A 20,694-nucleotide genomic window follows, 5' to 3' on the forward strand; every position below is an offset into this window, starting at 1 on the left:
TGTTCTCCACGGTTTAATTTTGTTTATCTAGGTTCCACTATAAACTTTATAGCTGTTCTTTCTTCTCCATCAATTGATATCTGAGAAAATGCAGGAATAACTACTAAATCGATACCATTAGGTGCTACAAAACCTCTTGTAATCGCTAATGCCTTAACTGCTTGATTTACTGCTCCTGCTCCTACAGCTTGAACTTCAACGCTTCCACATTCTCTTAAAACTGCTGCAAGTGCTCCTGCTACTGATTTTGGTTGAGACTGAGCTGATACTTTTAATACTTCCATTTTAAATCCTCCCTACAAAAATTATTATTACATATTACTACATCTTTCATAGGGAATATATTCTATAAAACATTTAATTTTCCTTCTTTATACTTATTCTTTAAATATTCTTTTATACATATCTTTTTACATTTTTCATCAATTTTCAACAGCAAATTATTTCTTTCCAAAGAATTATCTTGTAGAACTTTTAATTTATTTATTTTATTTTGAGACTTTATGTCGTTAAAAAATTTCTTTTTATATGCATATAGTTTAGATATATCTTTATTATTGATAACTATAAAAATTTCTTTATTCTTATAATCTCTTATTTGTTCATATATAATATCATTATATATACTTCCTTCAACCAATTCTCTAAAAGCTGGATGAAAAGGACCAGCGATTAATTCTTTACCATAATTAATTTCTTCAGTAGGCTGCAATCCAATTCTTATTACATTTATATCATTAGCTATAAACATGGCATATATTATTTTACTTATGCTCATAGCCTCTTCTAAAGTATATGGACTATATATATTATGTTTATACATTTTTTCCATTGGAGTATTTTTTACAACGAGGGACGGATAAATTCTAGCTATATTAGGCTCTAATTCTATAATTTTTTTTGCTGTATCTATATCCTTTTGAAATGTATCTCCTGGTAATCCCAGCATAATTTGATGTCCTAATGTAAATCCATATTCTTTTATAAGCTGAGAAGCTTTAACTACATCATTAGAAGTATGTCCTCTTCCAGATTTCTTTAGGACCTCATCATCCATAGACTGAACTCCTAATTCAATTATATCTGTTGAATATTCCTTTAGATTCTTAAGTATTTCATGATTTATATAATCTGGCCTAGTAGATAAATGAATAAAGTCAATAGCGCCTTTGTCTTTATATTGTTTTGCTACACTTAATAATTCCTTTTGCTTATTCATATCTATAGCTGTAAATGTTCCGCCATAAAATGATACTTCTACAATGGAATTTTCCCTCTTTATAGTGCTTAAGTATTCTTCTATAATATTTTTTACAGTTTCTGAATTAACCTTATTAGTAGTTACTCCAGTTATACTGTTTTGATTACAAAATACGCAATCATGAGGACATCCTTCATGGGGTACAAAAATAGGAATAATATAATGTAACTTACTCATGTGTCTCACCTAAATTTTCTAATGCTTCTTTTGCAGCATTTTGCTCAGCTTCTTTCTTAGTATATCCCTCGCCTACCCCCTTTACTAGAGGTGGTACTATAACTTCAGTAAAGAATTTCCTTCTGTGAGGCGGACCTTCAAATCTAGATAGATTATATTCTATATTATATTCTCCAAATTTTTGAATAGTTTCTTGTAATTTTGTTTTATAATCTAATATTATTTCATCGTTATCTGCTTTATCAATTAATTCCTGAAAATTATCTATAATAAATCTCTTTGCATTCTCGTATCCTTGATCTAAATATATAGATGCAATTATAGCTTCTACACAATCTGAAAGTATTGAGACCCTAGTTCTTCCTCCAGTCATTTCTTCACCTTTACTCATATTTATATATTCACCTATCTTCCATTTCATAGCCACATGGTGTAGTGAATTACCACAAACAATTAATGCTCTTTTTTTTGTCAAAAATCCCTCTGGTTTATCCTTGTACTTATTATAAAGCAACTCTGATATACATAACTGAAGAATAGAATCTCCGAGAAATTCTAATCTTTCATTTGATATAATGCTCTTATTTTCGTTTACAAAAGAACTATGAGTTAAAGCAGTATCTAGTAATTCTATATTATTAAACTTAACATTAAGTCTATTTTCTAGTTCATTAAGGATAACTTTTCTAGATTCTTTCATCAAAACATCTCCTATAATTATATAAATTTAAAGTCCCGTAGTAACGGGACTTTTATCAAATATTATTCCTCTATATGAGAACTTATATACTCCACTACATCTCCAACTTTAGTTGCCTTTTCTGCATCTTCATCTGGAATTTCTATATCAAACTCCTCTTCTAAAGCCATTATAAGTTCAACTACATCTAGTGAATCTGCTCCTAAATCATCTACAAATAATGAATCCATAGTTATTGTATTCTCATCAAGACCAAGTTGGTCTGCTATAATTTTTTTTACCCTTTCAAAAACCACCACTTTCACCTCCAATACAAATTCTACAATATGATAATATTACATAACTTATACATCGTCAATAACATAATACTATTTTTCCAACTTCCTTATACCATTTTTTCTTCAATATGTACCTTTATCTTTTCAATCACTTTGTTATCATAAAATATTATAGCCTGTTTTATAGCGTTTTTAAAAGCCTTGCTATCTGAACTTCCATGAGCCTTTATACATATACCATCTACACCAAGAAAAGCTGCTCCTCCGTATTCCTTGTAATCAAAATCCTTTTTAAACTTCGCAAATACGGGTTTAAGCAACACTCCACCTAATTTAGTTCTAAAGGATGACATTATCTCTTCCTTAAGTTTAGTAAATATTGTTCCAGCCACTCCCTCATACATCTTTAACACTGTATTTCCAACAAACCCGTCGCATACTAGAACATTAACTTTCCCTTCAGGAATTTCTCTTGGCTCTACATTTCCCACAAAATTGAAATCACATTCCTTTAATAATTTGTGTGCTTCTTTTGTAAGCTCATTTCCTTTTTCTTCTTCACTGCCAATATTAATTAACCCTATAGTAGGTTCTTTTATATTTAAAATATTTTTAAAATAAACCTCACCCATTTGCGCAAATTGAACTAAGTTAGCAGGTTTACATTCAGCATTAGCACCACAATCAATTATCATAAAAGGACCATTTTTGCCTGGCATTATAGGAGCTAAAGCCGGTCTATTTATTCCTTTTATTCTTCCTATAACTAAAGTTGCTCCTGCTAAAAATGCTCCTGTACTTCCTGCCGATATAACAGCATCAGCTTCTTTATTTTTAACTAATTCTAGAGCTTTATATATACTAGAATTTTTTTTACGTCTTATAGCCATTACAGGATGTTCATTATTGCTGATTATCTCTCTAGCATCTAGCATAGTTATTTTTTGCTTATTATATTCATACTTAGATAATTCTTGGCTTATCAAATCTTTGGGACCTGTAACTATTATATCTATATTTTTATACTCTTTAACAGCCTCTACACACCCTTCTATGACTGCATTAGGTGAATAATCTCCTCCCATTCCATCTACAGCTATCTTCATATTCTTTCCCTCTCTTTTAAATATGTAATAATGAGATTAAATTTATTATTTTAAATTCAAAAAAAGAAAGTCATATGACTTTCTTTTTACTATTTTTCATTTGAAACTATTTCTTTACCATCATAATATCCACATTCTTTACATACTCTATGAGCAAGCTTCATTTCATGACATTGTGGACATTCAACAATTCCAGGTAAGCTTAACTTAAAAGTTTGAGCTCTTCTTGAATCTCTTCTAGCTTTTGATGTTTTTCTTTTTGGATGTGCCATCTATTTTCACCTCCTTAGTTATTTGAGAAAAAGTCTCTCAACTTTGCAAGTCTTGGATCAACATCATCCTCTTTACAATTGCATTTAGAATGATTTAAGTTTGTGCCACATACCGGACATAGCCCCTTGCATTCTTCGCTGCAAAGTTTTTTCATTGGTAGTGACAAAATGATGTTAGTTTCAATGACTGGCGAAAAATCTACCTTATCATTATTTATAATGATAATATCATCATCTTTACCATGATTAAATTTAGAAAACTTCTCATGAATTTCAACTTGTATGGACTTGTCAAAATTCTCGAGACATCTGGAACATACAAGATTTAATGTAGTACTCATTGTTCCATCAAAATTTATTATATCACCTATTAATGTAAAAGTTCCCTTTATATTAACAGGTTCTACAAAAACAACCTTTTCATTTTCAAATGTAATATTATCGCCTTCAAAAGATATATCGATTTCTTTTCTTGTATTTCTCTTACCTGTTAAATCAGAAATATCTAGTAGCATATATACACCTCAATTATTATAAATGGGCTAACAAATATCTACGATATCGTAGAATTCATTAGCCACAACCTATTATATAAACATGCTAATAAAAAGTCAAGTATTTTATTATAGCTTTGCTATTTTATGCTTGTTTTTCAACTATTTCTTTAGTGTCTTTAGCTATCATTAACTCTTCATTTGTTGGTATAACTAATAGTTTAACCTTAGAATCATCTGCACTTATTATTGAAGCTTTTCCTCTTATATTATTCTTTTCTTTGTCTATTTTAGCATCTAAGAAACCTAGAGCATTTGCTATTTCTTCTCTAACTTCTATTCCATTTTCTCCAAGTCCAGCTGTAAATACTATAGCATCAACTCCACCCATTATGGCAGTATATGCTCCGATATATTGAACAACTTTATATTTAAATATATCTAAAGCCAATTTTGCTCTTTCGTTTCCTTCAGCTGCAGCAGCTTCAATATCTCTGAAATCACTGCTTACTCCTGATATTCCTAGAACTCCAGATTTCTTATTCATTAAGCTATCAACTTCATCTATTGAAAGATTTAATTCTTTCATTAAGAAAGTAACTATTGCTGGGTCTATGTCACCACATCTTGTTCCCATTGTTAAACCAGCAAGTGGTGTGAATCCCATAGTTGTATCTATGCACTTTCCATCTTTAACAGCAGCTAAACTAGCTCCATTTCCTAAATGGCAAGTTATAATTCTTAAATCTTCAATATCCTTTTCTAATATCTCAGCAGCAACTCTAGATACATATTTATGAGATGTTCCGTGGAATCCATACTTTCTTACACCATGACTCTTATATAATTCATATGGCAATGAATACATATAAGCATGCTCAGGTAATGTCTGATGAAATGCTGTATCAAATACTGCAACCATAGGAGTATTTGGCATTAATTCTTTGCATGCATTGATTCCTATTATATTTGGTGGATTGTGTAGCGGTGCAAGTTTTACAAAGTCATCTAAAGCTTTCATAACATCTTCATCTATAAGAACAGATTGTGCATATTTTTCTCCACCGTGAACAACTCTGTGCCCTACAGCAAATATTTCAGACATATCGCTTATTACACCATGTTCTTTATTGATTAGAGCATTAAGTACTAATTCAATTGCCTTTTTATGATCCTTCATTGGCTCCTCAATAACATATTTGTTTCCATTAACTTTATGAGTCAAAACAGATCCTTCTATACCTATTCTTTCTACTAAACCTTGTGCTAAAGGTTCTTCAGTAGTCATATCAATAAGTTGATATTTTAAAGATGAGCTTCCACAGTTTATTACTAGTATCTTCATGAATCTTCCTCCTAATTAAAATTCTCTTATTATATTTTAACTTATCTATGTCTTATAGATCAAAAATTAATTATTTACGCATTTATATTATTGAGCTTGAACGGCCGTTATTGCTACAACGTTTACTATATCTTCTGAACTGCATCCTCTTGATAAATCATTTATAGGTTTTGCAAATCCTTGGCAAATAGGACCTGTAGCATGAGCTCCTGCAAATCTTTGTACTAACTTATATCCTATATTTCCAGCTTGTAAATCTGGGAATACCAATACATTTGCTTTTCCTGCTACTGGACTATTTGGAGCTTTTAAATCTGCTACTTCTTTAACTAAAGCAGCATCTAATTGTAATTCTCCATCTATTGCTAAATCTGGTCTCTCTGCTTTTGCAATCTCAGTTGCTTTTCTTACTTTATCAACAAGTTCGTGATCCGCACTTCCCATAGTTGAGAATGAAAGCATAGCAACTCTAGGCTCTATTCCACATAACTTTTTAGCTGATTCTGCTGTTGAAATAGCTATTGAAGCTAATTGCTCAGCACTTGGATTAGGATTTACTGCACAATCAGCAAATAAAAGCAATCCGCCTTCGCCATATTCAGAATTAGGAACTTGCATTACAAATGTACCAGATACTATTGATATATTTGGTGCTGTTTTTACAATTTGTAATCCTGGTCTTAATAAGTCCCCTGTTGTATGTATAGCACCTGACACCATACCATCTGCATCCCCTACTTTGACCATAACAGTTCCAAAATATAAAGGATCCTTAACTATTTTTAATGCCTTTTCTTCTGTCATTCCCTTATTTTTTCTTAATTCATATAATTCTTTGGCATAGACTAATGTTCTATCAGATGTCTCTGGGTCAACTATCTTTACTCCTTCAATATTTGAGTTTAATTCTTTTGCTCTTTTTCTTATTTTTTCTTCATTTCCTACTAAAATTATTTTTGCAAGAGAATTATCATTTATTTTTCCAGCAGCAACAAGATTCCTATCTTCTTCTCCTTCTGGAAGAACAATTGTCTTTAAATCTTGTTTTGCTAAATCCCACATTTTTTCTATAAATCCCATTTATAATTTCTCCTTTCGTTTTTATAAACAAATATATTTAAGCTATATAATATACCCTACATAATAATATACACCGATTTTGATATGATTTTCAATAAAAAATAAAGTTTTTTTATAATTGTTTATTATTTTTGTTTTATTTTGTAGCATTTTACATTAATTCGTATATAATTTTAATATGAATGTCTAAAAATATTAAGAGGTGATTAAATGAATTTAACAGCAATCATAACAGAGTATAATCCACTACATATGGGACATTTATATCACATAGAATCTTGTAAAAAATTAACAAATTGTGATGGAATCATTTGCGTAATGAGCGGCAATTTTACTCAAAGAGGAATTCCTTCTATTATTTCTAAATGGGATAGAGCAAAAACTGCGTTAAACTGTGGTGTAGACTTAGTTATAGAACTTCCTCTTATATACAGTTTATCTTCAGCAGAATTTTTTGCATTTGGTGCAGTAAGTCTACTTAACAGTTTAGGAGTTGTAAATAATCTGTGTTTTGGCAGCGAAAGCGGAAATATCAAATCAATATATAAAATAGCCTCAGCATTATATGAAGAACCCGAAATTTTTAAAGACTATTTAAAATCTTATTTGAACAAAGGACTTTCTTACCCTGCTGCTAGAAGTAAAGCTCTATCTCACATTTTCAAAAAAGATTTAGATATAATAGAAACTTTAAAACACCCTAATAATATACTAGCTATAGAATATTGCAAAAGTTTAATAAAATTAGGTAGTCCTATAGTTCCATATACTATTACAAGAGTTGGCTCATCTTATAATAGCCTAAATTTAGAAAAACAATTTTCAAGTGCTACATCAATACGCAATCATCTTAAAAATAAAAGAAACATTGAACTTCTTATGAATACCTTACCTTCATCTTCCTACAATATATTATATACACATTACAATAATAAAAACTTAGTATTTGAAGAATCTATTTTTAAATATATTAAATATAAAGCTCTTACCTCAAAAAATAATCTTGAAAATCTACCAGATGTTTCAGAGGGAATTCATAATAAGTTATATTCAGCTCTATCTTCATCTAGTTCATATGAAGAATTAATTAATGCCGTAAAAAGCAAAAGATATACATATAGCCGTATAAGCCGAATACTGTGTCAATATTTTATAGGCTTAGAAGAATATAATACCGCTGAATTAAGAAAATTACCAGCTCAATACGCAAGAATTCTTGGATTTAATAATCGTGGTAGAGAAATATTGAGAGAAATTAAGAAAGTTACCTCTATCCCTATATATACTAAACTTCCTAAAAATTTGAATGATATGCTTGAAGTAGATATACAGGGAACTAAAGCCTATAGTATTCTTAATAAGTCTGTATCTTTTAATAGTGATTTTACAATTTCACCTATTCGATTATTTTAAAGTAATATTAATGACCTGCCCTAAAATATAATTATATTAGCTTTTAGTATTAAATTTCTGAAAGCTAATTAATAATTTCGAGGGGATATATATGATTATAATTTTTTGTTTATCACTAATTTTATTTCTAATAGCCTTTTTTATATTTAACCTTATTAAAAGTAAAGAGGTCAGTTTAACTAAAAACTTTATAGCAACTTCTATTTGTACAGTTTTTATACTAGGTATTGTATTTAATCCTAAAATATGTTTAAATTCAGCCTTAGAAGGAAGCAAATTATTTATTACTTCAGTATTTGTATCTATATTTCCATTCTTAGTGCTAATTAACATTATGTTATCTTATGATGGTATTAATATTTATTCTAAACTTTTTGGTAATATATTATGTAAGCCTCTTAGACTTCCAAAAAGTTGTTCTGTAGTTATAATTATAAGTATCTTATGTGGATATCCTTTAGGTGCTAAATATGCTTCAGATTTGTACGAAAAAGGAATTATAGATTTTCAAACTTGTGAAAGGCTTATTAATATAGCATCTAATCCTAGCCCTCTCTTTATTCTTGGTGCTGTAGGAACATCTATGCTTAATAGTTCGTCTATAGGATTTCTACTTTTAATATCTTGTTACTTATCTTGTATTATAATGGCTATAATTATACCTCCTGGTAACTCTTTATATCGTGTTTATAAAGGAAAAAAAGGATTTTACAATCATGCTTCTATGCATTATCCAAATTCCTTAGGAGATATTCTGAAAAATAGTGTAGATAATGCCTTTAAAACTTCATTTTCCATAGGAGGATTTATTATTTTCTTTTCAGTTTTAACAGCAATAATAAAAAACAATATCCTATTCGATATTGTTTTTCAAAAACTTTCTTTAATTTTTAATTATAAAAAAGAAGTATTTCAAAGTTTTTTTCTCGGATTATTAGAAATGACAAATGGATGCAGCCTAATTTCAAAATTAAATATAGGCAGCATATATAAAATTATTATTATAAGTTTTCTACTAGGTTTCAGTGGTTTGTCCATAATTTCTCAAACTTTTTCTGTTACATATAAAACTAGTATTTCTGCTAAAAAATATATTAAAAGAAAACTTATACAGGGTATCATATGCAGCATATTAGCTTTTCTATTATATAATTTGAATATATTTAAACTATCAATATCAACTTCTGCTTTAGGTAATTTTACATATAATAATCTTAATCTAATTGCTATATTTACTATCCAAATTATACTTTTATTACTTCCTATTCTTATAGCAAAGCTAATTAATCTATTTCACCGTATCCCTTAACTCTTTAATATTTTCTCTTATGGTATTAGTTATAGATGAAGTACTAGCTTCTAAGTTTTTTATATACTCCTCTGTTCCCTGCTTAATACTTAGAAGCATTTGTTCACTTTTTATACTTATTTCTTTTTCTAATTCACACAATATTTCATCTGCATACTCTCTTGCGCCTATTCTTATAATTTTAGAATCCTTTTTAGCTGAAGTAATTATTTCTTCTGCTCTAATTTCTGCTTCTTTTGTTATGCTATGTTTTTCTATTTCCTTTTTCAACATTTCATAGCTTTCTATCTTTATTTGTTCAGCCTGATCATGAGCATCCTTTAGAATTCTTTCTTTTTCATTACATATCCATTGAGCTTTTTTAAATTCATCCGGCAAATAATTTATAATTTGTTCAATAATATCTATAATTTCTTTTCTATTTACCACTACTTTCCCAACAATAGGCAAACTATGCGATGTTTCTATTATTTCTTGAAGATACTCTAATAATTTTATAATCTCCATATTGTTCATCATCCTACTTTTTATTAATTTTGTTCACAATATCGCTCACTATTTCATCTGGAACCAGATCTTCTATACATCCTCCAAACATCACTACTTGCTTTATAGAGGATGAACTTAGATATGAATATTTAGCATTAGTCATCATAAAACAGGTTTCTATGGATGGATCTAATTTTTTATTCATAAGTGCCATTTGAAATTCATATTCAAAATCAGAAACTGCTCTTAATCCTTTTATTATAACTTGAGCATTTTTTTCTTTCATATAATTCACAAGAAGCCCATAAAAACTTTCAACCTTTACGTTTTTTATATTTTTAGTGACTCTTCTTATTAATTCTACTCTTTCTTCTATAGTAAAAAGTCCTTTTTTATCTGGGTTTATCAATACTGCTACAATTACTTCGTCAAATATTTTAGCAGCTCTTTCTATTATATCCAAATGTCCTTTAGTAACTGGGTCAAAACTTCCTGGGTATACTGCTATTTTCATTTTACTCCTCCTTATATTTATAAAAACAAACAGTTGTGTTTCCATATTTTCTATGATCTACTATTTTAATTTTTTCGTCACCTTCATATATTTTTTCAGAGGAGTCTATCTTAGTAACTATTAAACCATCTTTATGCAAAAGCGATTCTTCATGTACTATTTTTATTGCTGGAGGAATCATTTCCTTAGCATAGGGTGGATCTATAAATATCAAATCAAATATTTTTTTCTTTTTGCCTAAATCTTTTAGCGCCATATATGAATCTTTATTTAAACAAACACATTTATCTTCAAACCTCAAATTTTTCACATTTTCTTTTAAGTTTTTAAATGTGGTAGGATGTTTATCAACTAGGTAACATTCCTTTGCTCCTCTGCTTACAGCCTCTAACCCTAGACTTCCTGTTCCTGCAAATACGTCTATAACAACTGCGTCTTCAATTCTATTTTGTATTATATTAAATATGTTTTCTTTAACTCTATCTAAAGTTGGTCTTGTCTGCATACCATCTGGTGGTAAAAGTTTTTTACCTTTAGCTATTCCCGCAATGATTCTCATTTTTATCCTCCCTTATAAATGGATACATCCCATCTTATTTCATATTTTAGCATATATCAACTTATTACACCAAAATATTTTAATTATTTTACAAATTAATTGAAACAAATATATCTAGAAGTATTTTTAAGTCTCTTTAAAATTTGATTTTTTATAAATATGTCTTCTTTTTTATTACTATTAATTAATATTTTTGCTTCATAATTTGCATATCTAAGTAAATTAGAGTCTTCTATAAGGTTAGCTATAATTAAACCATCATCCCCATGTTGATTTAATCCAAAAATTTCTCCAGTTCCACGTAACTTTAAATCTTGTTCTGCTATAAAAAACCCATCGTTGCTGCTGGTCATAATTTCCATCCTCTTTTTTGAAATTTCACCCTTTAAATCACTTATTAAAATACAATATGATTTCTTACTTCCTCTTCCTACCCTTCCTCTTAACTGATGAAGCTGGGAAAGTCCAAACCTCTCTGCATTTTCAATTATCATGATCGTTGCATTAGGAACATTTATCCCGACTTCTATAACAGTAGTAGAGATTAAAACCTTTATATCTCCATTCTTAAATTTTTCCATAATCTCATCTTTTAACTTAGTTGTCATTTTACCATGAAGTATTTCTATATTTATATCCTTAAAATAGCTTTTCTTTAGCTCTTCATATAGTTTCTCTACAGATGCAATTTTTATTTTTTCATTTTCCTCGACTAGTGGACATACTATATATACTTGAGCCCCTTTCTGTATTTCACTTAGAGCAAAACTATAGACTCTTTTTTTCTGACTTTTATTTATATAAAAAGTATCTACTTTCTTTCTACCTGGAGGTAATTCATCTATAGTTGATACATCTAAATCCCCGTATATTGACAGCGCTAAAGTTCGAGGTATTGGAGTTGCTGACATAACAAGTACATCTATATTATTATTATTATTATTCTTATTATATAAAGTAGTCCTTTGCCTTACCCCAAATCTATGTTGTTCATCCGTAACAACCATGCCCAAGTTACTAAACTCCACATCATCTTCTAATAATGCATGTGTCCCTATTATTATATCAATATTTCCTAATTTTAAATCTTCCTTTATCACTTTTTTATTTTTGTCAGTAGTACTTCCACATAATAATTCAATATTTAGATTAAAATCTTTAAATATCTTTTTTGCTTCCTCATAATGTTGATTAGCTAATATTTCTGTAGGAGCCATAAGAACTCCTTGATATCCGTTCTTAACTACATTAAAAAGAGCTATTAATGCTATTATAGTTTTGCCACTTCCAACATCTCCTTGAACTAATCTGTTCATAGGCTTATCTTTTTTTTCATCTATAAGAATCTCTCTAATTACTCTACTCTGAGCAGAAGTTAAAGTAAAAGGCAGCTTCTCTTTTAATAATTTTAGCTCTGGAACTATAGAAAAACTTATTCCGTTACCATTTGTATACTCCTTTATCATAAGCAATTTTAAAGAATATGTAAAAAGTTCTTGAAACTTTAATCTTGTTATGGCTTTTTTTAGAAGTTCTTCCTTTTGGGGATTATGTATATTTCTAATTGCTTCATCTAAAGAACACAAATTATACTTTTTTATAATTTGACTAGGAAGATTTTCTTTTATTTCTATGCTGTTTAATATACTTGATATAGTCTTTACAAAAAAATTATTAGTAAGGCTTCCTTTTAGAGAATATCTAGGTCTTATTGAAAGATTAATGTTTTTAGGGTCAACTATAACTGGATTTACTAAAATTTTTTTATTTTTGTATAGTTCAACATTACCAGATAAAAAATACTCTTCTTTAAGTTTAAATTTGCTTTTCATATAAACTTGATTAAACCACTTGCACTCAAAAGCTGATTTATTACTTCTAAAAACTGCAGTAGAAATTATCATATTTTTTTTTATTTTAACATCTTTGTTGATTTTAATTACTGCAGCTCTTATCACGATTTTTTTATTTTCTACGGCTTCTTCAATATCATCACAATATGTAATTTTCTCATAATCTCTAGGAAAATATAATACAAAATCTAATATTGTATATATTCCACATTTGTTTAAAGTTTCTTTAGTTTTTGGGCCTACACCTTTCAAAATGCTTATATCATCATCAATGTACATACATCTCTCTCCTAAAATCCTGTAATAAAAAAAGCCCTAAGGCTTTTTTTATTCAACAGATACAATGAAATAGTATAAAGGTTGGTTACCACTATAAAATTGTATATCTATGTCTGGATATTCGTCTTCTAACCTGTTTATAAATTCTTCAACCTTATCTTCATCACAATCTTTTCCATAAAATAATGTAATAAGCTCTGTATCTTCATTAACCATATTAGAAAGCAATTTGTCGCAAACCTCATAAATGTCTTTTCCTACCTCACTTATTTTACCTTCTTTTAGACCTAATATATTTCCTTCTTTTATAACCTTACCTTCCATCTCTGTATCTCTTACAGCGTATGTTACAGACCCTGAAACAACACTTGATATTGCTTCCTTCATAACCTCTATATTTTGTTCAACACTGTTATCTCCATTGAATAGAGTGACAGCTGTTATTCCTTGTGGAATTGTCTTTGTCGGTATTACTATAACATTCCTTTCTGAAAGTTCAGCTGCTTGTTCTGCAGCCATAATTATATTTTTATTATTTGGTAATACAAATATATTTTTAGCATTTAGTGAATTTATACATTCTAAAATATCCTGAGTGCTAGGATTCATAGTTTGACCGCCCTCAATTATGGAATCTACTCCCAAATCCTCAAAAATTCTTTTCAAACCTTCTCCCATTGATACAGATACAAAAGCATATTCTTTTTCTGGTTTGCTTTCTTCTTTTATGTTATTTTCTTCTCCAATTTGAGTTGGTGCATATTCTAATTCAAGGATTTGTCTGTGCTGCTCCCTCATATTATCTATTTTGATTTTAGATATCTCTCCTAATTTTACAGCTTGAGATAATATCCATCCTGGATCATTTGTATGAATATGAACCTTTATAATATCTTCTACTCCTACAACTATCATTGAATCTCCCATAGGATCGAATAACTTTTTTAAATCTTGAACCTTATCTTGAGCATTCTTAGTTAAAATAAAGAATTCTGTGCAGTACCCATATTTAATATTCTTAACATTGATACTAGATTGTGCTGATTTACTAATTTTTTCTCCAGAGTTCTCTATATTTTCAACTTTTGCTTCTATATGTTCATTCAAAGCTTTATACATTCCTTGTAGTATGATTAATAGCCCCATACCACCTGCATCAACTACTTTAGCCTCTTTTAAAGCAGGAAGCATGTCTGGAGTTTTATTAAGAATATTTTCACTATGCTTACATACTTTTTCTAGCAGTTTTATAATATCAGTTTCATTTGAATTCACTGCACTTTCAGCAGCAGCTCTTATTATAGTTAATATAGTTCCCTCAGTTGGGCGCATAACTGCTTTATATGCAGACTTTGAGCCTTCAGCTATGCTTTTTGCAAAATCTATAGCATCAACTTCATCTTTTCCTTCTAGACCTTTAGCTATTCCTCTAAAAATTTGGGAAAGAATTACTCCTGAGTTTCCTCTAGCTCCCATAAGGGCACCTCTTGCTATACGTTTAGCTACTTCAGAAATAGATTTTTCCTTAGCATTTTCTATTTCTGATACTGCACTTTTAAAAGTCATAGACATGTTTGTGCCTGTATCTCCATCTGGAACAGGAAATACATTTAAAGAATTTATAAATTCTTTCTTTTCTTGAAGATTGTTCGATGCAGTAATGACCATATTACGCATATCATGCCCATCTATTTTAAAACATTCCAATTTAAGTACCTCCTTAGATTCTTACACCTTGAACATTTACTGTTATACTAGCTACTTTTAGTTCTGTATAGTTTTCTACATTATATTTTATTTTTTGTATTACATTATTTGCTATAACAGAAATCTTAGTACCATATTGAACTATGATATATAATTCTATATTTAATTTATTATGTTTACTATTAATTTTAACTCCTCTACTTAAACTTTCTCCCCTAATTAATTCCCAAAGTCCATCCTTAGCATTTCTAGAAGCCATTCCTACTACTCCATAGCATTCCATAGTTGAAACTCCAACTATGTTGGCCAATACTTCCTCAGAGTAATTTATACTACCACATTCATTGGTAATTGCTAGCATATTTATTCCTCCTTAATAACTATACATAATATTTATTTTATAATATATAAGAAATATAATCAAGAAAATTAATGATATAAATGCTAATTCTTACTATTAACATTATATTTTACTTGCCAATACAATATCATTATGCTAAAATATAATACGTTCTATTGTATGGAATTATTATCTTCAATTTTAGGAGGTGTTATTAGATGGCAAAAAGATGTGAAATATGTGGAAAAGGCGTTATATCTGGTGTTCAATACAGCCATTCTCATCGTCAATCAAAGAGAAAATGGGCTCCAAATATAAAAAGTATTAAAGCTATAGTTAGTGGAGCACCTAAAAAAATAAATGTTTGTACTAGATGTCTTCGTTCTGGAAAAGTTCAACGTGCTATATAAGATTTAAAAAATGCAATTGAAAATCAATTGCATTTTTTATTTTTAGCTTCTTTCTAGCCCTTTTTAAAAATCCTTATAATTTTTGATATTACCCTAGGTACTTTTATTGCTATTATTTTCATAGCGACCTCCTTATTAATAGCTGTCAACTATATCGTTTCATAGTCATTATATTCTTAATACTTTTTATCTGTTACCAAGAGCATATATAAATTCAAGCTTTCTACTAATCTTTTGAACATATAACTATTAAAATGCCATTGTTAAATTCTATGGATATTTCTTCTTTTAAAAATTCATTAGATATTCCAAGTGAACTTCCAAGCTTCAGCTTATAATTGCGTAATGGATATTTAGCACCATATATACTTAAAGCTTCTATAGTTTCACAATATGGAATCAATGAAAACGTATCTCCTATATTTCCCTTTAATTTTATAGGTTTATCAATTAATCTTATTATATTATTTTCATCTTTTATAGTTGAGTTAACTCCTAATTTCAAGCATTTTAATAGTATACCTACATTACCTAATATATGATCTATCCTGCTTCCAGTTGCCCCTAATATGGTTATCTCTTTAGCTCCTAATTCAATAGCCTTATCTACAGCGGCCTCTGTATCTGTAAAATCTTTCTCTCTAGGGTATTGTATTATATTGATGTTTTTTTCCATAAAAAAGTTTAAAGCATCATGATTTATAGAATCTAAATCTCCTACTATAATGTTAGGATAGATATTATATTCATATAAACAATTTGCACCACTATCAGCACATATTAAGCAAGAACCATCTTTTAGTTCCTGCTTAATAATCTCATATGAAGGCGCTCTCCCACCTGATATTATAACTACTTTCATATTAAAAACCTTCTTTTAAGTCTTTTATATTTTTTTCTATATCACCGTTCTTAAATACGGCAGAGCCAGCAACAATTACATTTGCACCACATTCTACTACTTTTTTAATATTTTCTATCCCAATTCCACCATCAACTTCTATTAAAAGATCTTTATTATATATCTCTGATAAATTTTTAACCTCTTTTATTTTTTCTCCACAGTATTCTATATATTTTTGTCCTCCAAACCCTGGATTAACAGACATTATTAATACCATATCAACTTCGCTTATTATGTGTTTTATATTGCTTACTGGAGTAGCGGGATTAAGTGCTATACCTGCTTTAATACCAAAGCTTTTTATATAGTTTATAGTTCTATCTAAGTGTTTATCAGCTTCATAATGTATTGTTATTATGTCTGCTCCTGCTTTTACAAAGTTTTCTACATATCTTGCTGGTTCTTCAATCATTAAATGTACATCAAAAGGCAAATTAGTAATTTGCCTTATACTTTTTATTACAGGCATACCAAAAGATATATTAGGAACAAACATACCATCCATAACATCTATGTGTATTAAATCCGCTCCGTATTTTTCTAAACTTTTTACTTCTTCCCCCAACATTGCAAAATTTGCTGATAATATAGACGGTGATATCTTTACCATTTATTTCTTCCTCCTTTAGTAACTTCTTCTAACGTCTTTAAGTAAAATGTATATCTACTTAAATTGATTTTTCCTTCATCCACTGCATTTTTTACTTCACATTGTGGTTCTTTATAGTGCAAGCATCTGTTAAATTTACACCCTTGCTTATAGCTAGAAAACTCAGGGAAATACTCTTGAATCTCTTCCTTATTATCAAACTCTAATTCTAATGTGGAAAATCCCGGTGTATCAACTACAAATCCTCCATACGCTTCTACTAGTTCACTATGTCTAGTTGTATGTTTGCCTCTTTTCAATTTGTCGCTGATATTTCCAGTCTCCATTATCTCTCTGCCCATTATACCGTTTAGTATAGTAGATTTTCCTACTCCTGAAGGACCACAAAAAACAGTAACGTTATCTTTTAGCTTTTCTTTTAGTTTATCTAATCCTGTTTTGTTCTTAGCATTTAGAAATATATATTCATATCCAGCACTGTTTATCATTTTAACAGCTTCATGTTCTTTATAATTATTTGTTAAATCAATCTTGTTAAAACAAACTACAGACTTTATATTTTTTACCTCACATTGCAGCAAGAACTTATTTAAAAGCTCTAGATTTATATCAGGATTTTTAAGTGCAAATACTATAAAAGCTTGAGATATATTAGCCACCGCTGGTCTTATAAGCTCATTTTTTCTTTCTTTTATCTCTTCGATGGCTCCATTGTTATTTTTAACAGTAATTATCACAGAATCTCCTACCATTGGAGTTAATCCTTTATTTCTAAACTTTCCTCTAGCTTTACACTCATATACACCGTTATCTGTTTTTACATAATAGAATCCGCCTATACCTTTAATAATTGTTCCTTCCATGTTTCCTCCTATGAATGCTCATTATGGATTTGGCTCACTTGTTAGAATTATTACTGTTCCTTCCTGTACTTCCCTGCCTGGTGCCTTATCTTGTGATGTTATTATAAAGTCATCTCCACCTTTAACCTTTATTATTAAGTTATTTTCAGCAGCTAAATTTCTTGCTTGCCTTACAGTCTTATCAACAAAACTTGGTACTATTGTCATAGCTTTATCACCATATACATAATAGCTTATATCCACTGCCGTACCTTCTGGCACCTCTTTACCTGACTTAATGCTTTGAACTGTCACTATACCATCCAAAGACTCATCTGATGTATCGATTTTGGTAATATTCCCTAATTTCAAATTTGCATCTCCTAATAGTTGTTGAGCTTCATCTAAGTTTTTATTCACTAAATTTGGCACAACTGTAATCTTCTTATTTGGTCCTTTACTTACAACTAAGTCAACAGTTGTATTTTCACCTATTACAGTTTCAGGCTTAGGATATTGGTCGCAAACTTTTCCTTCATCAATAGTATCACTATATGCATAAGATACTTTTCCAAGCTTTAAATTATATGTTTTTAAATACTCTTTTGCAGCTTCTAATTCTATTTCTATAAGACTTGGTATAGTAGCTACTTTTGGGCCAGAACTTATTATTGCTCTAACCTCATCTTTTTCACTTAAATCCATTTCTGTACCTGGATATGGATAACATTCAATTACAACTCCTGCAGGCTTATCACTGCTTTGAGTTGTAGTTACAAATTTTAATCCTTGCTCTTCAACTAAACTTTGTGCCTTCTCTTTACTTAATCCGATTATATTAGGTACTACAGCCTTTCCTGTTTTATGTCCACCGAACTCTTTATTTAAAATCATAAAGGCTGATATAAACCCAATTATAATAACCCCTAATGCAATTAGGCTAGTTACCATCTTTTTATTTTTTATTTTATTTTTGTTTCTATGATTATTTTTAACTTCATCATCCTCGATATCATCCATATCCTCTATATCATTTATATCATTTATATTATCTTTATCATGCTTATATCCATATTGATGTTCATCTACATCTTTTCCTTTAACTTCGTCATATCCAGTTATAGGCTTCATAATTTTAGTATATTCATTTTCGAAATTATTCATAATAATATCAACATCTGGATTTTGTTTGATTTTTTGTAAATCCATTAATATCTCATGAGCACTTTGATATCTTCTATACTGCTCTTTTTCTATTGCTTTAAGTATTATTTTATTTAAACTTTCAGGAATATTAGGATTCACTTCAATAGGAGGTATAACTTGTTCTTGTATATGCTTTAAGGCAACAGATACTGGACTATCTCCATCATAAGGAAGCTTTCCCGTAACCATTTCATACAGTATAATACCCAAAGAATATATATCTGTTCTACAATCTACAAAATTTCCTTTGGCTTGCTCTGGTGAAAAATAATGAGCTGATCCTATTATCCTATCAGAGTTTGTTATAGTTACTGAGGATGTAGCTTTTGCAATACCAAAATCAGTTACTTTTACCACGCCTTCTTTTGTTACCAATATATTATGTGGTTTTACATCCCTATGTATAATATTATTGTTATGGGCGCATTCTAAAGCTTTAGCAATTTGAATAGCAATAATAATTGCATCATTATATTTTAGAACTTTTTGTTCGTTGATGATTTGTTTCAAAGTTTTCCCATCTATATACTCCATAACGATATAATTAATACCATCTTGAGAACCTACATCATAAATACTAACAATATTACTATGAGATAAACTTGCAGCAGCTGCAGCTTCTTGCTCAAACTTATTAACAAACTCAATATTATCTGAATACTGAGACTTTAATATTTTTATTGCCACAAATCTATTTAATAGATGACATTTGGCCTTATATACTTCTGCCATGCCACCCTCTCCAATCTTCTCCAATAATTCATATCTATTACCTAGAATGGTCCCCGTCATTTTTGCACTCTCCTCCAAATACAATAACTGAAATATTATCTCTTCCACCTTTATTTTTACACAAATCCACTAAAAGCCTGCATGCTTCCTCATTATTATTTTTTATTGCTATATCAAACATTTCTTTTGTGCTAACCTCATTTGATAGCCCATCTGTACACAGTAAAAACTTTAAAATCTTATCTGTCTTTATTCTAAAAATGTCTACCTCTACATTCTCTTTGGTACCTAGAGCTCTTGTAATTATATTTTTATTAGGATGAGTTAAAGCTTCCTGCTCTGTAATACTTCCCTCATCTACTAGTTCCTGTACTAAAGAATGATCTTTTGTAATCTTCTTTATAGTATCAGTATATATAGCGTAACAGCTGCTGTCACCTACATTAGCAATAATCGCTTCTTCTTCATCTATTAAGCATGCTGTAATGGTTGTCCCCATGCCATTTAATCCGCTGTTTTCTTTAGACTTGCTATATATTTTTTCATTAGCATAGCTAATTGCTGACTTTAATAAAGCTTCCTTGTCATTTATTTTATCATGATTTTTTATATATTCTATACAAGACTCCACTGCAGTTTTACTTGCTACATCTCCTGCATTGTGTCCTCCCATACCATCTGCCACAACATAAAGTCTAATTTTGTCATTTTCGTAGTAATCAATGTAATCTTCATTTATATCTCTTATATTTCCCCGATCCGATAGATATCCTACCCGATATTTATCAGAACAAAATTTATTACCACCCATAAA

General features: G+C 29.5%; 23 protein-coding genes. 3 read left to right on the top strand and 20 right to left on the bottom strand.

The window, feature by feature from the left end; translation table 11 throughout:
- Positions 1-23: 23 nt before the first annotated feature.
- The 9 genes from ACFWTK_RS02395 to pta all read right to left on the bottom strand — a co-directional run bounded on the left by ACFWTK_RS02395 (position 24) and on the right by pta (position 6,713).
- Positions 24-284 carry a stage V sporulation protein S gene (locus ACFWTK_RS02395; protein ID WP_061857478.1) on the bottom strand — a complete coding sequence of 87 codons (261 nt, stop codon included), beginning with the start codon at positions 282-284 and terminating at the stop codon, positions 24-26.
- Between the two features lie 62 nt (positions 285-346).
- Positions 347-1,438, bottom strand: coding sequence for an elongator complex protein 3 (locus ACFWTK_RS02400; protein WP_415874541.1), 1,092 nt, complete (start codon positions 1,436-1,438; stop codon positions 347-349).
- The gene (gene rnc, locus ACFWTK_RS02405; protein WP_415874542.1) at positions 1,431-2,138 is read right to left on the bottom strand and encodes a ribonuclease III; all 708 of its coding nucleotides are present in this window, start codon (positions 2,136-2,138) and stop codon (positions 1,431-1,433) included. The genes ACFWTK_RS02400 and rnc overlap by 8 nt, the downstream gene beginning before the upstream one ends.
- A gap of 62 nt (positions 2,139-2,200) precedes the next feature.
- Positions 2,201-2,434, bottom strand: coding sequence for an acyl carrier protein (gene acpP / locus ACFWTK_RS02410; protein WP_061857481.1), 234 nt, complete (start codon positions 2,432-2,434; stop codon positions 2,201-2,203).
- An 89-nt stretch (positions 2,435-2,523) separates the two neighbouring features.
- Entirely contained in the window at positions 2,524-3,522 is a 999-nt protein-coding gene (gene plsX / locus ACFWTK_RS02415) for a phosphate acyltransferase PlsX (protein ID WP_415874543.1), read from the bottom strand.
- An 89-nt stretch (positions 3,523-3,611) separates the two neighbouring features.
- Positions 3,612-3,794, bottom strand: coding sequence for a 50S ribosomal protein L32 (rpmF, locus tag ACFWTK_RS02420; RefSeq protein ID WP_415874544.1), 183 nt, complete (start codon positions 3,792-3,794; stop codon positions 3,612-3,614).
- A 14-nt stretch (positions 3,795-3,808) separates the two neighbouring features.
- Positions 3,809-4,309, bottom strand: coding sequence for a YceD family protein (locus tag ACFWTK_RS02425; protein WP_415874545.1), 501 nt, complete (start codon positions 4,307-4,309; stop codon positions 3,809-3,811).
- A 124-nt stretch (positions 4,310-4,433) separates the two neighbouring features.
- Complete coding sequence (locus tag ACFWTK_RS02430; RefSeq protein ID WP_415874546.1) at positions 4,434-5,633, bottom strand: acetate kinase; 1,200 nt, start codon at positions 5,631-5,633, stop codon at positions 4,434-4,436.
- 87 nt (positions 5,634-5,720) lie between these two features.
- Positions 5,721-6,713, bottom strand: coding sequence for a phosphate acetyltransferase (gene pta, locus ACFWTK_RS02435; RefSeq protein ID WP_415874547.1), 993 nt, complete (start codon positions 6,711-6,713; stop codon positions 5,721-5,723).
- 210 nt (positions 6,714-6,923) lie between these two features.
- Between pta and ACFWTK_RS02440 the strand changes: the two genes are divergently transcribed.
- Entirely contained in the window at positions 6,924-8,126 is a 1,203-nt protein-coding gene (locus ACFWTK_RS02440; RefSeq protein ID WP_415874548.1) for a nucleotidyltransferase, read from the top strand.
- A 91-nt stretch (positions 8,127-8,217) separates the two neighbouring features.
- Positions 8,218-9,435 (top strand): sporulation integral membrane protein YlbJ, encoded by a 1,218-nt coding sequence (ylbJ, locus tag ACFWTK_RS02445; protein WP_415874549.1) that lies wholly within the window; start codon positions 8,218-8,220, stop codon positions 9,433-9,435.
- On the opposite strand, the gene ACFWTK_RS02450 is transcribed toward ylbJ, so the two are convergent.
- The 6 genes from ACFWTK_RS02450 to ACFWTK_RS02475 all read right to left on the bottom strand — a co-directional run bounded on the left by ACFWTK_RS02450 (position 9,415) and on the right by ACFWTK_RS02475 (position 15,197).
- Positions 9,415-9,942, bottom strand: a complete 528-nt coding sequence (locus ACFWTK_RS02450) for an ATPase (protein WP_415874550.1) — start codon at positions 9,940-9,942, stop codon at positions 9,415-9,417. The genes ylbJ and ACFWTK_RS02450 overlap by 21 nt on opposite strands.
- A gap of 13 nt (positions 9,943-9,955) precedes the next feature.
- Positions 9,956-10,438 carry a pantetheine-phosphate adenylyltransferase gene (coaD, locus tag ACFWTK_RS02455; RefSeq protein ID WP_415874551.1) on the bottom strand — a complete coding sequence of 161 codons (483 nt, stop codon included), beginning with the start codon at positions 10,436-10,438 and terminating at the stop codon, positions 9,956-9,958.
- Position 10,439: 1 nt separating this feature from the next.
- Complete coding sequence (gene rsmD, locus ACFWTK_RS02460; RefSeq protein WP_415874552.1) at positions 10,440-10,997, bottom strand: 16S rRNA (guanine(966)-N(2))-methyltransferase RsmD; 558 nt, start codon at positions 10,995-10,997, stop codon at positions 10,440-10,442.
- Positions 10,998-11,092: 95 nt separating this feature from the next.
- Positions 11,093-13,129: an ATP-dependent DNA helicase RecG gene (gene recG, locus ACFWTK_RS02465; protein ID WP_415874553.1), complete on the bottom strand. Its 2,037-nt coding sequence runs from the start codon at positions 13,127-13,129 to the stop codon at positions 11,093-11,095.
- A 48-nt stretch (positions 13,130-13,177) separates the two neighbouring features.
- Complete coding sequence (locus tag ACFWTK_RS02470; RefSeq protein WP_415874554.1) at positions 13,178-14,836, bottom strand: DAK2 domain-containing protein; 1,659 nt, start codon at positions 14,834-14,836, stop codon at positions 13,178-13,180.
- Between the two features lie 13 nt (positions 14,837-14,849).
- Entirely contained in the window at positions 14,850-15,197 is a 348-nt protein-coding gene (locus ACFWTK_RS02475; RefSeq protein WP_415874555.1) for an Asp23/Gls24 family envelope stress response protein, read from the bottom strand.
- 197 nt (positions 15,198-15,394) lie between these two features.
- Between ACFWTK_RS02475 and rpmB the strand changes: the two genes are divergently transcribed.
- The gene (rpmB, locus tag ACFWTK_RS02480) at positions 15,395-15,586 is read left to right on the top strand and encodes a 50S ribosomal protein L28 (protein ID WP_415874556.1); all 192 of its coding nucleotides are present in this window, start codon (positions 15,395-15,397) and stop codon (positions 15,584-15,586) included.
- 226 nt (positions 15,587-15,812) lie between these two features.
- On the opposite strand, the gene ACFWTK_RS02485 is transcribed toward rpmB, so the two are convergent.
- The 5 genes from ACFWTK_RS02485 to ACFWTK_RS02505 are packed head-to-tail and all read right to left on the bottom strand — an operon-like array spanning position 15,813 to position 20,691.
- Complete coding sequence (locus tag ACFWTK_RS02485) at positions 15,813-16,448, bottom strand: thiamine diphosphokinase (RefSeq protein ID WP_415874557.1); 636 nt, start codon at positions 16,446-16,448, stop codon at positions 15,813-15,815.
- A 1-nt stretch (position 16,449) separates the two neighbouring features.
- The gene (gene rpe / locus ACFWTK_RS02490; RefSeq protein ID WP_415874558.1) at positions 16,450-17,100 is read right to left on the bottom strand and encodes a ribulose-phosphate 3-epimerase; all 651 of its coding nucleotides are present in this window, start codon (positions 17,098-17,100) and stop codon (positions 16,450-16,452) included.
- Complete coding sequence (rsgA, locus tag ACFWTK_RS02495; RefSeq protein WP_415874559.1) at positions 17,094-17,963, bottom strand: ribosome small subunit-dependent GTPase A; 870 nt, start codon at positions 17,961-17,963, stop codon at positions 17,094-17,096. The genes rpe and rsgA overlap by 7 nt, the downstream gene beginning before the upstream one ends.
- A 21-nt stretch (positions 17,964-17,984) precedes the next feature.
- Positions 17,985-19,940, bottom strand: a complete 1,956-nt coding sequence (gene pknB / locus ACFWTK_RS02500) for a Stk1 family PASTA domain-containing Ser/Thr kinase (protein WP_415874560.1) — start codon at positions 19,938-19,940, stop codon at positions 17,985-17,987.
- Positions 19,918-20,691, bottom strand: a complete 774-nt coding sequence (locus ACFWTK_RS02505) for a Stp1/IreP family PP2C-type Ser/Thr phosphatase (protein WP_415874561.1) — start codon at positions 20,689-20,691, stop codon at positions 19,918-19,920. The genes pknB and ACFWTK_RS02505 overlap by 23 nt, the downstream gene beginning before the upstream one ends.
- Positions 20,692-20,694: the final 3 nt, after the last annotated feature.

Source organism: Clostridium sp., from assembly GCF_047777555.1.
GTDB lineage: Bacteria > Bacillota > Clostridia > Clostridiales > Clostridiaceae > Clostridium_H.